Annotated in this window: 3 protein-coding genes; 1 reads left to right on the top strand and 2 read right to left on the bottom strand. The window is 64.0% G+C overall.

Features of this window, described 5'->3' with window-relative positions; translation table 11 throughout:
• Positions 1 to 354: 354 nt before the first annotated feature.
• Both KLP40_RS02720 and KLP40_RS02715 read right to left on the bottom strand, forming a co-directional pair.
• Positions 355 to 7,368: a T9SS type A sorting domain-containing protein gene (locus KLP40_RS02720; RefSeq protein WP_215592068.1), complete on the bottom strand. Its 7,014-nt coding sequence runs from the start codon at positions 7,366 to 7,368 to the stop codon at positions 355 to 357.
• Positions 7,369 to 7,812: 444 nt separating this feature from the next.
• The gene (locus KLP40_RS02715) at positions 7,813 to 10,551 is read right to left on the bottom strand and encodes a 4-alpha-glucanotransferase (RefSeq protein WP_215592067.1); all 2,739 of its coding nucleotides are present in this window, start codon (positions 10,549 to 10,551) and stop codon (positions 7,813 to 7,815) included.
• A 611-nt stretch (positions 10,552 to 11,162) separates the two neighbouring features.
• Here KLP40_RS02715 and KLP40_RS02710 point away from each other — a divergent pair.
• Positions 11,163 to 16,355, top strand: a complete 5,193-nt coding sequence (locus tag KLP40_RS02710; protein ID WP_215592066.1) for a translocation/assembly module TamB domain-containing protein — start codon at positions 11,163 to 11,165, stop codon at positions 16,353 to 16,355.
• The last annotated feature ends 9 nt before the right edge of the window (positions 16,356 to 16,364 follow it).

Below are 16,364 nucleotides of genomic sequence, written 5' to 3'. Positions count from 1 at the left end.
CTGGAACTGGCCACCTCAGCGGCTGGCAGAGCCGGCCGGGTCTGTGCCCAACCGGGCACTTGCCCTATACCAGTCCAAGCCGCCAACAAGAGTAGCGTGCGTAAAGAGTTTCTCATGCGTACTAACAGGAAAATTGTAAGGCAGGTCAGGTGGCCTCCCAGAACTAGAAAACCAATTCCCAAAGGTACGCCGGCTGCAACTCTCCCAATGCATTTTTTCACGGGGTAAAAGCGCCCGTTCACCCTGTTAAATACCTGATTCGCAGAATTTCCCCGGGTAGCACAGTCCGTAAATGCCGAAGCCCGGAGTTCCATTTTGGAACTCCGGGCTTCGTGTTTCCTGCTAAGTGTTGGATTACTCGCTCTTAACCAAGGGTTTTACGAACAGCTTGCCGTTGCCCTGCACCCGTACCAGATAGCTACCTACCGGCAGGCCGGCTACGGCCAGTTCTCCGGTGCTACCACCCTCTGCTTCCAGCGTCTGCACCACCCGGCCCGTCATGTCCATGATGGTGACGGTGTAGCGGCCGGCGGCCAGTGCTTTCAGGTCCAGGTAGGTGGGCGCCTGCCCGGAGGTAGGGTTGGGGTACACCACTACATCGGTTGGGGCTACGGTCTGGAAGGCTACCGTCTGGACCGACGTCCGGGAGGCCGTACCATCGGTGTCGACCTGGCGCAACCGGTAGTATACCGTGCCCTGCAACTGCCGGCCGATACCGGTATCCGTGAAGTTGTAGCGGGTAGCGGAGCTGGTAGTACCTTGGCCGGTTACCCGGCCGATGTTGGCAAACGTGCGTCCATCCAAGCTGCGCTCCACCACGAAATGGTCGTTGTTGAGCTCCTGGGCCGTTTCCCAGTTCAGGCGCGCATCGTGGCCAACGGCCCGGGCCGAGAAGCTGACCAGCGTAACGGGCAGTGGGGCCGCCCCGATGGTGAAGCTCACGGGCTGGGTGTTGGTGCCCCCGAACTCATCCACGGTCGTTACCTGAATGGTATAGGTTCCGGCAGCCAGCTTGGTGCGGTCCTGCACCGAAATCAGGCCGGTAGTGCTGTTGAGCGTGAGTCCCAGATTAGTGAGCTGAGCAGTACCCGCCGCATCGGTGCTGGCGTTGGTAAGGCCGTTGTCGGTCACGTTGCCGGTTGCATCGTAGGCCCCGCCGTTCAGATCAAACACCGAGGCAATGGGGTCGTTGTTCTGGTAGGCCGTCGCGCCGCCCCGCACGGGGGCAGCGGTATAGAGGGAGCTCACATCCTGCCCAACGGGAATGGTATAGCGGGCGTTGGCTGACGTAGCGTTGAGGTCGTCCGTTACCGTGTAGGTGAAGAAGGCGTTGCCCGTAAACCCGGCGGCCGGATCAAAGAACAACTCCCCGGCCTGGGCGGCCGGAATACTCTGGCCTACCGTTACGGGCTGGTTGTTGAAGAGCAACACGCCCTGGTTGGCATCCGGCAGCGAGGTGATGGTGAAGAACGCCAGCGTGCCATCGGCATCCCGTCCGCTCAGGGGCGAAAGAGACAGGGCGTCGGCGGTATTGCCCTGGGGTGTTGTCTCGGAGTTGACAACCTCAATGGCCACGGGGGGCTGATTACCCAGGCTGGTATTCTGCGTAGCCGTGTTGTTGCCCGCATTCGACTCGGCAGTGGCAGTTGTTACCGCACCCACCACGCTGTAGGCTACAGTGGGGGCCGTGAAGCTGATGGTGTTCGTTATCTGATTGGCTACCCCCGGCGCCAGGCTCTGGTCGGGGAAGGTCACCAGACCCGAAGCACTGTCGTACGTGCCCCCACCCGAAACAACTACGTTCAGCAGGTTAGCGGGCAACTGCACCGTCTGGCGGGTAGCAGCGGCCACCGAAGGGCCGTTGTTGATGGTCACAACGCTGTAGGTTACGGCGCCGCCCGGCGTGGTGCTGGCCGGCCCGGTTACCAGGGTCGCGACATCGGCCTGGGGCATTACCGTGATGGTGCTGGCCGCCGAGTTATTGGCCGGGTTCGACTCGCTCTGGCTGGCACTCACAACGGCCGTGGCCGTGAACGAGCCGCTGGCCGGCGCATTAACCGTCACCGTGTACGCCGGTGAAGTAGCGCCAATGGCCTGGGAAGTCACCGCCGGGAAGGTCACAATGCCGGTTGTGCTGTCATAGCTGCCCCCGTCGGAAACTACCACGCCCGTCAGACCGGCCGGCAGGTATACCAGTTGCTGCACGTTGGTGGCCGCCACGGCACTGGTGGCACCGTTGGTGTTGCGGATGGTAAACGTTACGGGCTGGCCGGGAGTACGCGTAGTAGTACTAGGCGTAATGGTCGTCAGCAGGTCGATGGTCTGGGCCGTAGGAGCCGAGAGGGGAGTAACCGTAGTAGCCGAGTTGTTACTGGTCACTTCTTCATTCTCGGCCGCCACGTTGGCCGTGAGGGTCAGCTGCGTCGAAGCCGGGGCCAGGAAGCGGATGGTGTTGGTGATGGAGCCGACCGGCTGGGAGGCAACCGCCGGGAAGGTCACGATGCCGGTCGTGGCATTGTAGCTGCCGTCGCCCGATACCACCACGCCCGTCAGGCCGGTTGGCAGCTGCACCGTGGTAACGGCATTCACCGCGGCCGAGCTGCCCCCGTTGGTCGTCGTCACGGAATACGTCACCTCGTTGCCGCTCACGGCCGTTGCCGGGCCGGCCAGGCTAACGGTCAGATCGGCCACTGGCGTAATGCTGGTGATGATGGCAGCGCGGTTGTTGGCCAGCATCGTTTCGGGCGACGAGGTACTCACCGAGGCCACGTTGTTCAGCGGTCCGGCGGCCGGGGCCGTGTATTGAATGGTGTTGGTCAGGGAGGTCCCGGGCTGCTGGAGGGCAATGGCCGGGAACGTCACCTCGCCGCTAAGCGGGTCGTAGCTGCCCCCGCCCGATACCACCACGCCCGTCAGGCCGGCCGGCAGGGCCACGCGCTGCACCACATCGGTGGCGGCCACGCTGCCTGCGTTGGTCGTCCGGACCAGGTAGGTGAGGGACTGCCCGGCCGTGGCCGAGGTCGGGCCGCTGAGGGCGGTCTGCACATCAGCTACCGGGCTCACCCGCACATCGGTGGTGGCTACGTTGTTGGCCGGCATCGGGTCAGTGGTGACCGAGGCCACGCTGGCCACGGCCGCTACCAGGCCGGAAGCCGGAGCCGGGAGGCTGATGGTGTACGTCGTGCTGCTGCCGCTGGGCTGCGAGGCTACTGCCGGGAAGGTCACGAGACCGGTCGTGCTGTCGTAGGTGCCTCCATCGGAAACCACCACGCCCACCAAACCGGCCGGCAACGATACCGACTGCACCACCTCCGTGGCCGAGCCGGGGCCGTCGTTGCCCTGGGTAACCGTCAGGGTCAGGGGCGCGCCCGGGGCCACCGTGGCGGCGTTGGCGGTGATGGTGGTGAACAGGTTGGCCGTGCCGGCTGCCGGAGCCGCTACGGTGGTGGCCGGAGCCGAGGCCGTGTTGTTGGCCGGGTTCACGTCGCCGGTGGCGGGCGTTACTGCTGCCGTCGCCGTGAAGTTGGTGGCCGGTGCCAGGAAGCTGACCGTGTTATTGACGCTGACCCCGCTGCTCAGCGTGGGCAGAGCCGGGAAGGTTACCAAACCGGTGGCCGGATCGTAAGTGCCGCCGTTGCTCACGTATACCTGCATCAGACCAGCGGGCAGCTGGGCCGTCTGCCCCACGTTGATGGCCACGGACGGACCGTTGTTCTGGGTGATGATACTGAACGTGGTGAGCGTGCCGGTAACCGTAGTGGCCGGGCCGCTGATGCGCGTGAGCAGATCAAAGGCCGGAGTAATGGCGATGGTGGCCGCCGACGTATTGTTGGCCGTGCTGCCCTGTTCGCTTTCGGTGGTCGAAATACTGCCGACAGCCGTTACTGCCTCCCCCGAGCCGGGGGCCGTGAACAGAATCCGGAAAGTACTGCCGGTGCCGGTGGGCAACGACGCCACTTCCGGGAAGGTCACCAGACCGGTAGCCGGGTCGTAGGAGCCACCGTCGGGCAGGGAAACGCCCGCCAGGCCGGCCGGCAACTGTACCTGCCGCACCACCTGCGTTGCCGCGTTGGGGCCGTTGTTGCTGAATTCGACCGTGAACTGACCCTGGGTGCCGGCGGCAATGGGCGAAGCCTGGGCCGTTACGAGCACGGCCACATCGGCCACGCCGCCCACGGTGAGTTGCAGCGTCGACTGATCGGGCGCCGCGTTGGCACCCTGAGCCGTGGCGGTAGTGGTGTTGCTGACGACGGTAGCCGTGCCCGGGGCAGCGGGGGCCGTGAAGCTGAACTGGTAGCTGTTGGTAGCGCCGCTACCCAGGGCGGCGGCCGTCCCGAAGTTGATGACGCGGGTAGTCGGGTTATAGGTCGCTCCGTTCGGAATCACGACGGCGGTGGCCCCAATCGGCAGGGTCACGGTCTGGGCGACGTTGCTGGCGGCACTGGGGCCGGTGTTGCTGAAGGTGGCCGTGTACGTGCCGGTGGGCTGGCTGGCCAGGACGCTGGTCGGGCCGCTTACCACGGTGGTGACATCTGCCACGGGCGTAACGGTAATGGTGCCGCTGGCCGAGTTGTTGGCCGTGTTGGGGTCGCGGGCATCACCACCGATAACTGAGGAGGCCGTAACCGTTCCCCCGTTGGCCGGGCTGGTGAACGTGATAACTGAATTGGACGAAGCTCCGCTGGCCAGGCTGCCTACTGCACCGTAGGTTACAATACCGGTAGCGGGATTGTAGGAGCCCCCATTTGAAGCAACTACATTCTGCAGACCCGCCGGCAGTTGTACCTGGCGCACTACATTGTTGGCAGCATCGGGACCATTATTGGTGAAGGCTACTGTAAACTGCCCCGTAGCACCGGCGTTGATGGGAGTAGCCAGTGGCGTAACGGTGGTCAGCAGATCAGCCTGAGCACAGAAGCTCAAACTATTGATACCAATATTCTGCGTGCGGAGAGTTGTCGTATTGTTAGAGGTGTTGAAGTAGACGAGGCGAAGCCGCCGAATGGGGGTGGTAAAGCGTATCGTAGCATTGCCCGCAATATTGCCTGCCCCTACACTCTGCGTACCCCGGAGTATATTGGGTGCAACAAAGCTATTGGCAGCTCCCAAACTAAAGTTGGCTGAACTTAATGGAATCTGTGTGCCCCCGGTAGCTACGTCATAAGCTTCAAAGGCGATGTTATCGATAAAGTTACCAGTAGTTTGATCCGCGTCAACATCCTGAAAAGTCAGCGTAAGATTGTCTGTCAAACGGTCAAAGAGTAACGTTACGGCAGATCCACCACTGATAGCAGTAGTAGTCTGGTTCCATACCAATGTCTGTCCCTGCAAAATTCCTGGACTGGTGCCCACAGCAAACACGTTAGCTCCTGTTACCTGTGCAGTCTGGTAATCGGTGTAGCTAAATGTGGTGCCGTTTACTGTTTCAGTGCCCGTCTTGCGGCTGCCAGCAGTAGCAGTAGTGTAGTTTAGGGTGCTCACCTGATTACAGTCACTCACAGTCAGCGTGCGGGTGGCCGTGTTGTTGGCCGTGGCGCCGTTCTCGTTGCCGGGCGTGCTGGTGGAGGCCGTTACGGGGTAGCTGCCGGCCGTTGTTGGTACCGTGAAGCCGAACGTGAAGGCGTTGCTGCTGCCGCTGGCCAGCGTGGCCGCCGGGCCGAAGTCAATAACCCGGGTCGTGCTGTTATAAGTTGCGCCGGCAGGCAGCGTTACGTTGGTGGCGCCGGCGGGCAGCGTCACGGTGCGCGTCACCTGCTGGGCTTCGTCGGGGCCATTGTTACCGTATTCTACGGTGTAGCTCACGGTGTTGCCCACATTGGCCGCCACCGGCCCGGCCGTGAAGCGGGTGTACACATCCACCACCGAGCACCACGACATGGAGTTGATACCGATAACCTGCCCGCCGGGGTTATCAATAGGCTCCGTGTTGCGGTAGGTCAGGCGCAGGCGCACAATGGGCTGCGGGAACGTCACCACCACGTTGCTGTTGGGGCCGAAGTTGTTCAGGTTGCCCTGGCCGGTAATGCGGTTGGGGCTGCTGAAGTTGTTGGAGTTGTTGGGAGCCAGGGCAGCATCGGCCGCCGAAAGCGAAATGAGCTGCCCGCTGGCCGTAAAGCCATCGAGCTGCAATTGATCGGTCCAGACGCCGCTAACTTGGTCAATGTCCGCTAAAGCCAGGGAGAAGTTTTCCAGGGGCCGGCTGAAGGTAAAATCCACCGAAGAGGAGTTATTGGCCGATGACGAGTAATCCGTCTGCCAGAGCAGGGTTTTGCCGGGCAGGGACTGGCTGTCGAAAATCAGAAGATCAGTTTCACCGGCCGGGGCCGTGTAGTTGCTGGCCGTGATGGTCACGCCTTCTACCAGAATCGACTGCGTCGTCTGGAAGCTGCGCCCGTCGGCCAGGGTGGCAAAGTTGAGCGTGCTGGCCTGTCCGCAAATGGCCCGAGCCACCGGAATGCCGTAGCTCGCCACGGCGCCGCCAGTGCCGCTGGCATTACGCGCCGTGTAGTTGAATACCGCCGTACCGAAGAAGCCGGCCGCCGGGTCGAAGGTCAGCTGGCTGGCCTGGGCGGGAGTGATAACCTGGTTTACCGTAACAGCCGTGCCGTTCAGGGCCAGTACGCCCTGGGCGGCCGTCGGAATGCTGGTGATCTGGTAAGTGGATGCCGCCAGGCTGCCGGGCTCCACGGCCAGTGGTTCGGTCAGGGGCGTAGCCGGGGCCCCGGCCGGCACAATCTGCGAAATCAGCTGGGCCGCAACCGGTACCTGCTGAACCGTCAGGGTCACCGTGCTGGTATTTGTCGAGAGTTCTCCATTATTGTTGCGGGGGCGGAATCCAAACGTGGTACTGACATTATCGTTGACTGATGGAATCGCTACTACTTGGTTGAAATTGCTCAGCAAAATCTCATCCGGGATGTTGGCAGCGACAATCTCCCGTAAGGCCCCGGTCGTGGAGTTCCGGGCAAATACCCGCGCAACAGCAGGGTTGGGAGCGGCCACGAAACGGTAGGCACGGATGGGAAAGCCGCCGTTATTGGTAATCAGTGGGGCTACGTCAACCAGGAACAGCACGTTAGTGATGCCCGGCAATACAAAATCGCCATTGACCACCGTAGGGGCAGCTTGAGGGCGGGCCACTCCCGGGTTGCTGCGCGCTGCCCGAGGTTGGCTGATACCTGTGAGGCGGGCCTCCCGCAGCACGGCCTGGGGTGCTGGCTGCTGCCAGCGGAAGGAAGGCGGCCGCAGGTCGCTGATGTCGGAAAGAACTGCCGCCGGGGCCGGCGTCACCTGTTGGGCCTGTCCGGCTGGAGCAAACAAGCTGCTGCCCAGCAGCAGGGCCACCCAAAGACGTAAAGCTTTCTTCATGATGCCTATAAAAACGGTAGGTGAATGGTATGCGTGCTGAAAGAGAGCCACCCGAAGGCAGTGTCGTGGTCTACAAATCTGCCTTGGCAAGACCTTGTAAATGACATTTTTCGATGAACGGCCCTAATTCCCCTGCAAACCTACGGGATGGCATTAGGATTGGATGTAAGTATCTATAAATGAAACGGGTATGAGGTCATATTGGGAAGGATGAGCGCCCTTTCCCATAATAGGAAAGCGCGCTTGACCAAGCTTTGGGGCAGCAGTGCCGGTAATCAGGAAGCGGGGCAATGCGGAAGCGGGTGAGCATACCAAAAGCCCGGTGCCCCTGGCACGGCCAACCAAGGGTCGGCCGCGCCAGGGGCACCGGGCTTTATATATAAGTAAGGAATCGGGCTGCGTCTAAAAGACGCGGGAGTTCACTCCCGCGTCGGGCCGCAACGCCTAATACACCTGATTCCGGCCGCTCTGGTCTACCAACTGCCGGATGTCGGCGTTGAAGCCGGCTTCCTCGCGCAAATCTTCCAGCGGGATGTGGAAGCGGTACTTCCAGAAGTGCGTGGGGTTGGAGGGCACGTTGATCTGCTCGGCCAGCGGGTCCTGGCGGCGCAGGCGCGCATCGAGGGCCACCAGGTCCTGGAGGGGGAAGATGGCCCACATGGCCGGCGAGTACAGGTGTTGCACCGTGATTTCGCGGGCCACCCAGGGCTCACAGAAAGGCGGGGCCTGCTCGTGCCAGTGGCCCAGGATGGTTTCGAAGAAGCGCTGGGTCTGCTCCCGGTCTTCTTCCCACCAGCCGCGCAGGGTGCTCATGTCGTGGGAGCCGGGGCTCACTACGCTCAGGTAGGGCGCGTGGTCGGGGTGGCCGAACTCGGTTTCCGGGTTGGCGGGCATGCGCTGGATATTGAGGCCCAGCATACCCAGGGCTTTCATCACGCCCGGCACCGAGGCCGGCACCATACCCAGGTCTTCGCCGCAGATGAGCATGTCGGTGGCCCAGCGCACGGCCGGCAGCTTGGTCAGACCCTGGCGGCGCCAGAAGTCCTCGTGGCGCTGGAAGAAAAAGTCGTTGTAGAGGGCCAGCAGGCGGGGGCGGCTGTACTCGTCGAGCTCCCGGTAGGAGCGGCTTAGGTAGAGCGTGATGCGCGGGTGGTAGAAATCGGCCTGCTGGTCGTCGGGCACAAAGAGCACCTCGTTTACCAGCCCGAACAGGCCGGCGCGCAGCCAGCGGTAGTGCTCGGCGTTGGCCGGGTCCTGGCTGATTTTCTCGTGGATGACGGCCTCAATCTGGCGCTGGGTGCGCACGTGCTCCTTGAGGCGGATGGCGCCGTAGCCGGCGTCTTCCATGAACTCCCCGAACACGGCCGGGGCCTGGGCATGGAACACGGCTTCGAGCACATGCCAGCGGATGTAGGGCTCGCAGAGGCGGCCGTAGTCGAACCAGCCGAGGCGCTGCTCAATCTCGTGGCGGTGCAGGGGCAGGGCCGGCGAGAAGTGCCCGAGCAGGCCCTCCACCGAGTGACCGGGAATCTCCCAGATGCGGAAGAAGCCCAGGATGTGGTCGATGCGCAGGGCGTCGAAGTAGCGGGCCAAGTGGCCCATGCGCTGCTGCCACCACTGGTAGCCGTCCTCGGCCATCCGCTCCCAGTTATAGGTCGGGAAGCGCCAGTTCTGGCCCGTTACCGAGAAATCATCGGGCGGGGCGCCGGCCTGCTGGTGCATGTGGTAGAGCTCGGGCTGGGTCCAGGCGTCCACCGAGTGGCGGTAAATGCCGATGGGCAGGTCGCCCTTGACCACCACGCCGTGCTGGCGGGCGTAGTCCACGGCCGCGCGCAGCTGCTTGTCGAGGTGGTACTGGGTGAAGAAGTGCAGGCCGAACTCGTCGAAGTCGGGGTTGTCTTCCCGGGTGAGCTCGGCGGCGGCGGCCGGGGTGCGGAACTCCGCGGGCCACTGGTTGAAATCGGCCGTGCCGAACCGGTCGCGCAGGCCGCAGAAGGCCGCGTAGGGCATCAGCCAGGCCTGCTGCTCGTCGCGGAACTGCCGGAAGTCGGGGTTGGCGAGCAGGGCCGCTTTTTCCTGCTGGTAGAGCTGGCGGATGAACTGCCACTTGGCGTTCATCACGGGCTCGTAGTCCACAAAGTCCTTGGCGTTGAACTCCGCGCGCAGGCGGTCCAGCTCTTGGCGGGCGGCCGGGTCCTGCAGCTCGGCAATGCTGTCGAGGTTGAGGTACTGGGGGTGAAGGGCAAACACCGAAATAGCCGCGTAGGGGTAGCTATCCACCCAGGTGTGGGTGGCCACGGTGTCGTTGATGGGCAGAATCTGCACCAGTTTGAGCCCGGTGCTCACGGCCCAGTCGACCAGCAGCTTGAGGTCGGGGAACTCACCCACGCCCAGGCCCTGGTGGCTGCGCAGGGCAAACACGGGCAGGGCCACGCCGGCCCCCCGCCAGTTCCCGGTGCCGTAGCGGAACTGGTCGTCGGACAGTACGCGCAGGGTGCGCGGGGCGGTAGCCGCCGGAATCAGGCGGTCTTCCCCGGCTTCGAGGTGAAGGATGCGCTGCTCGCGCGGGTCCCAGATGCCGTACTTATAGCGGGTTTCCTGGCCGGGCGTGGCCAGGGCCACGGCCGCCGTCCAGGTAGGGTAGTCGGCGTCGGAAAGCAGCACGGCCCGGCTGGCATCCCAGGCCCCGAGGGCAGCGTCGGAACCCAGTACGCAGAGCTGGTGCTGGGAATCCACGCGCGGGGCTGCCAGCTGGAAGCGCACCACCAGCGCGTCGGGGGGAGCGGGCAGCTGGGGGGCCGGTGCAGCCGGAGCCGGGCGCCGCATGAGGGCCTCGGTGAAGGCGGCCGTGTGCAGCTCGTTTTCGGCCAGGGCCGGTGCGCGCCAGAAATCGGCCAGCACCACGCGGGTGAACGTGTCCGTTACCGGGCCCAGCGTCCGGTTAGGCCCCCATTCCCAGTGCTTGCCCCCGTCGCGCTCATCCAGCAGCACATACTTATAGGCTACCGTTTCCAGCTGGTCGTTGGGCAGGCTGATTTCCTGGGTCCAGTGGCCGGACTCGGCGTGGTAGTGCAGGCTCAGGGCCTGGTCAAGGTTCCACTGACCCAGGCTGGGCAGGGAGCCGCAAACAACCAGCCGCTGGCCCCAGGCCGTGCGAAAGGGGAGCGTAAAACGTAGAATCATCGGGAGCTACTCGGATAAAATGGGGCTCCAAAGATAGCGGTTACCGGGCGGAAAAGGCGGGCCACAGGAACGGATAATAGCCCGAATCGGGCGAGAATTTTCGGCCTTTACGGGGTGCTAATGCCTGATTGATGGGTATTTGATGCTCGGTTGATGAGGCCGGCGGCGGGCCCGAGTGAGTGCTTAGTAACCGCTACCGGAGGGCCACGTCGCCGGCGCGTGCGGGGGCGGCCGGAGCCGGCGGCAAGCAGCGGGCTGCTGGGCTTTTCAGTTACCGGAGCTGGTCAAAACGCGGCGGAGCCGGGGCGGAATAGTTTAGCCGAACCGGCCGCCGCCCCTCTTCTGTTGCATTGCGTGGGTGGGGCCGCAACTCCCCACCTGCTGTTGCGGCCGATGGGGGCAAAGACGGGGCTGCTGAAGAACGTACTTGCAAATCGTCGGGCTCCCGCCAGCGGCGCAGGGCGGAAACCAGGTTTTCAAAGATTCTCTAACTTGCCCTGAAAGCTCCGCCCTATTCGTGAACAGGAGGTTGGCAGCAATTGGAATAGCAGCCAACCTCCCGAGGGGTTTTTCCGTTTGGGCCACTGAGTTCCATTTCTACTGTTCCGCCTTTGCCAGTCTATCTGCGTCGTATTTTGTACGCCCTGTTGGGGCTAATTGTGTTTGTGCTGGTGGTAGCGGGCGGGCTGTTCCTGTTCGTACAGACGCCCGCCGGGCAGGACTTCGTGGCCGACAAGGCCGAAGGCTACCTGCGCGACAAGCTCCAGACCGAGGTGCGCATCGGCAAGTTCCGGTCGGATTTCCGCCACGCCATCAGCTTTGACGACGTGTATCTGGAAGACCAGCAGGGCGATACGCTCGTGTCGGTGGGCCACCTGGGCCTCGACCTGGATTTGTGGGCCCTGACCAAGTCGGAAATCAACCTGAGCAGCCTGGAGCTCAACGACGGGCGGGTGGCCATCACGCGCACCGAGCCCGACAGCATTTCCAACTACGACTTCATCCTCAACGCCTTCAGCACCGCCGACACCACTGCCGTGGCCACCACCCCGGCCGATACCACCGGCGCGGGTTTTAAGTATAACATCGGCGACGTGAAGCTGACCAACATCCTGCTCACCTACAACGACCAGGTGGACGGCATGAACGTGCGCACCAAGGTGGGCGAGCTGGCCGTGAACATGGACCAGGTGGACGTGGACGCCTCGATTTACAAGATTGACCAGGCCGCGCTCAAGAATACCAGCATCGGCATCACCCAGACCAAGGTGCCGCCGCCCACGCCCGCCGATACGGCCGCGCTGGCCCTGGATTTCGGCCTCAACCGCGCCCGGCTCGACAACGTGAGCCTGACCTACCGCAACAACCCCTCGGCCCAGTTCATCAGCACCCGCATCGGAGAGGGCGAAATCACGGCCGACAACATCGACATCGTTAATAACCGCATTGCCCTCAACAAGCTCATGCTGCGCGATGCCACCGTGGCCTACGCCCAGAACGAGGACGTGCCGGTGGAGCAGCGGGTGGTGAACCCGGCCCAGACGGTGCGCGACCTGAATACGTCGGTGGAAAACGCCACCGGCCAGCCCAGCAACTGGGTGGTCACGCTCCAGGAGTCCGACATCAGCGGGGTAGACGTGGCCTTCGATAACTTCGACGAGCCGCGCCAGAAAACCCGGGTGCGGGGCCTGGACTACAATCACCTCAAGTTCAGCAACCTCACGCTGAACCTGGAAAACCTGCGCTACTCCGAAAACAGCACTACCGGCCGCATCACGCAGCTCTCGGGGCAGGAGCAGAGCGGCTTTGCCGTAACCCGGGCCCAGGCCGACGTGGTGTTCGACTCGACCGAAACCCGCCTCGACAACCTCGACCTGGTCACGCCCCACACCCGCATCCGGCGCACCCTGGCTATGCAGTACCGGAGCCTCGACGCCATTGCCGACGACCTGGCCAACCTGCGCCTCGAAGCCGACCTGCGCGACACCCGCTTGGGTTTCCGCGACATCCTCTACCTCGCCCCCGACCTGGCCGACACCCCGCCCTTTACCACCGGCCCCAACCAGTCGGTGCTGGTGAGCGGGCTGGTAAGCGGCCGGGTGGGCGATTTACGCCTGCGCAACGTGGAAATCGTGGGCCTGCGCAACACCCAGCTGCTGGCCAGCGGCCGGATTCAGGGCCTGCCCGAAACTGACCGCCGCCTCTACGCCGACCTCGATATCCGGAAGCTGGTGACCACCAACGCCGACATCCGCAGCCTGGTGCCGAAGGGTACCATTCCGGCCGGTTACTCCCTGCCGCCCCTCCTGACGGTGAGCGGCACCTTCAAGGGCCGCCCCACGGCGCTGGTGTTTGATACCGACCTGCGGGCCACCACCACGTATGGCAACTTGGCCGCCAAAGTGAACGTGGGCGCGGGCCCCGTGGGCCAGGAGCCGGTGCGGGCCGTGTTCAGCACCCAGCAGTTGAACGTGGGCAAGCTCATCGGCGACCCTACCATCGGGACCGTCACGGCCAGCGGCACGCTTACCGGCCGGGGCGGCCTCGACCCCAACCTGCTCCGCGGCCAGCTCACGGCCAGGGTGCAACAGGCCACCTATAACGGCTACACCTACCGCGGCATCACGGCCAACGTCGACATCGACCGTAACCGCTACGTGGTGGACGCCCGCAGCCAGGACGACCCCAACCTCAACCTCGACCTGCTGGCCACCATCGACCTGCGCAACGCGGCCAACCCCACCTACCGCATCGACCGCCTGAACCTGCGGGGGGTGAACCTGACGGCCCTGGGCTTTTACACCGGCGGCAACCTGAGCGTGCAGGGCGACCTGCAGGCCAACCTGAGCGGCTCCGACCTGAACTCGCTCAACGGCACGTTCTCGGGCAACCGCATTGCCATTGTCAGTGACGGCAAACCCTTCGTGCTCGACTCCGTGAGCGGGCGGATTCTGCAGCGCACCGGCCGCACGGAAGTGGACTTTGCCAGCTCCGTGGCCGACCTCACCCTGCGCGGCAACACCCGCCTGGGCGACCTGGCCACGGCCGTTCAGCAGCACATCGACCGGTACTTCGATTTGCCGGGCGTGCAGTTCCGGCCCGGCGGGCCCTACCGGCAGTTTACCTTCGAGGCCAACGTGAAGGAGCCCCAGATTATCCGCCAGTTCGTGCCCGATCTGCAGCAGATTTCGCCCTTCCGCCTCAGCGGCGGCTTCGACAGCCGGGAAGCTGACCTGCGGCTCAACACCCGCATCACCCGCCTCCGGTACCTGGGCTACCAGCTGGATTCGCTGCGCCTGCAGGTGTCGTCCGACCCCCAGGCCCTCGATTACGCGCTCAAGCTCAACCACATCCGCCAGGATACCACCCTGAACCTGCCCAACCCCAGCCTGACCGGCAGCGTGGCCAACAACCAGGTAGGCACCCACCTGCGCATTGCCGAAAACGACAGCACCACCAAGCTTGATCTGGCCGGCACGCTCAACGTCATCGGCCAGGGTGCGGCCTACGCCTTCAGCTTCGACCCCAAGCTGGTGCTCAACAACCAGCAGTGGGCGGTGCAGCCCAACAACAGCCTGCGCTATGACCTCAACACCGGGGCTATCCGGGCCGAGAGCGTGCGGCTCAGCCAGGGCGACCAGGCCATTGCCCTCCAGACCCTGGCCGGGGCCGGCTATCCGCTCCAGGCCCAGTTCAGCAACCTCAACCTCAACACCCTGGCTACCGCCGGCGGCCTCCAGGACTCGCTGGTGGGGGGCACGCTCAACGGGCAGGCCGTGATCAGGTCCCTGGGGCAGGCCAACATGGCCTTCACGGCCAACGCCGGCCTGCAGGGACTGGCCTACAACAAAACCGTGCTCGGCAACGTGGACCTGAAGGCCGATAACCCCGCCGCCGACCGCTACAACCTGGATGTGCGCCTGACCGGCGGCCCTCAGAACCACGAGGTGCAGCTGACCGGCAACTACCTGGCCAGCGGCGCCCTCGACATGCAGGCCGACGTGACGCGCTTCGGGCTGGGCATCATTGAGCCGTTTGCCCTGGGCGAAATCCGGGAAACCAGCGGCTACCTGAGCGGGCGGCTGGCCATTACGGGCACCGTGGCCGCCCCCGAGGTGCGCGGCAAGCTCACCACCAACAACGCCGGCTTCACTCTCACCCAGCTCGGGGCGCCCTTCACGCTGCCCCAGGAAGACCTGGTGTTTGATGAGCAGGGCATTCTGTTTGACGACTTCCTGATTCTCGATTCCCTGGGCAACAAGGCCGTGGTGAATGGCCACGTGCTCACCCAGGACTTTATCGATTACGGCTTCCAGCTGCGGGCCACTACCAGCAACTTTATTGCCGTGCAGAGCACCCGCCGCGACAACCCCCTGTTCTGGGGCAAGCTCATCGTGGATTCCGATTCGCGCATTACCGGCGACCTGAACCTGATGCGCGTGCGCACCACGGCCTCCGTGGTGGAGGGCTCCGACTTCTACGCGGCCGTGCCCAACGACGAAGCCAACAAGGTCAGCTCCGAGGGCATTGTGCAGTTCGTGGACAAGAGCGCCCCCCTCGATACCCTGCTTCAGCAGCAGCTGGCCCGCCAGGATTCGGCCAAGACGGCCGCCGGCTACGACATTGCCGCCACCATCACCGTGACCGACGAAACGCCGTTTACCATCATCATCGACGAAGCCTCGGGCGACAACCTGAAGGTGCGGGCCAACGGCACGCTCAACACGGCCATCGACCCGGTGGGCAACATCACGCTCAGCGGCCGCCTCGACGTGCAGAGCGGCAGCTACCACATGTCGCTCTACGACCTGACGGAGCGCGACTTCCTCATTGCCGAAGGCAGCTCCATCACCTGGTCGGGCGACCCCTACAACGGGCGGGCCGATGTGTCGGCTATTTACGTGGCCCGGGCGGCCCCGGCCGAGCTGCTCTCGGGCCAGGGCATCAGCTCCGAAACCCTCCAGTCGACGGCCCGCAACACGCTGCCCTTCAACGTGTACCTGAACGTGGACGGGGAGCTGCTCAAGCCCGAAATCAGCTTCGATATCCGCCTGCCCGAGGAAACCCGCTCCGACCTGCGCACCCAGATCGAGAACCGCCTGGCCCAGCTGCGCCAGCCCAGCCAGACCGACGAGCTCAACAAGCAGGTGTTTTCCCTGCTGGTGCTCAACCGCTTCCTGGCCGAAAACCCGTTTGAAAGCAGCGGGGGCAGCATCGTGGCCGACCAGCTGCGGGGCAGCGCCAGCCAGGTGCTCACCCAGCAGCTCCAGAACCTGACCGGCTCCTACCTCTCCAACCTGGGCGTGGAGCTGGGCGTGAATGCCCAGGCCGACTATTCCTCGGGCACCGAGAAAACCCGCACCGACCTGAACGTGGCCGTGCGCCGCCAGCTCTTCAACGACCGCGTAACCGTGCGCCTGGGCACCGACGTGCCCCTGGCCGGCGGCAACCAGGTGAGCGGGGGGCAGCAGAGCGTGAGCAGCTTCGCCGGCGACGTGAGCATTGAGTACGACATTCTGGCCAACGGCCGCCTGCGCCTGCGCGCCTACCGCAACAACGCCTACGGCGACATCGACGGGCAGTACGTGCGCAGCGGGGCCTCCCTGATTTACCAGCGCGACTACCAGAACTTCGCCGACCTGTTCCAGGGTATCGACAAGAACGTGAAGGCCGAAAATAAAAGCATCCGCAAGCGTCAGAAGGAGCAGCAGAAGGCCACCGACGACTCAGTGAAAACCACCGCCGTGCCGCCCCGCCGCGACTCGGCGCGGGTGGCTGCCCGGCCCGCGAGCAGCAGTAAATAGCTTTGCGTT

It is taken from the genome of Hymenobacter piscis (genome assembly GCF_018760735.1).
Taxonomy (GTDB): Bacteria; Bacteroidota; Bacteroidia; order Cytophagales; family Hymenobacteraceae; genus Hymenobacter; species Hymenobacter piscis.
Note: the sequence above shows the minus strand (reverse complement) of the source record. Positions and strands in the feature narration are given on the sequence as shown.

Excerpts from the sequence above, each read along its gene's own strand:
- KLP40_RS02720 (WP_215592068.1), bottom strand. The coding sequence starts at position 7,368 with ATGAAGAAAGCTTTACGTCTTTGGGTGGCCCTGCTGCTGGGCAGCAGC.
- KLP40_RS02715 (WP_215592067.1), bottom strand. The coding sequence starts at position 10,551 with ATGATTCTACGTTTTACGCTCCCCTTTCGCACGGCCTGGGGCCAGCGG.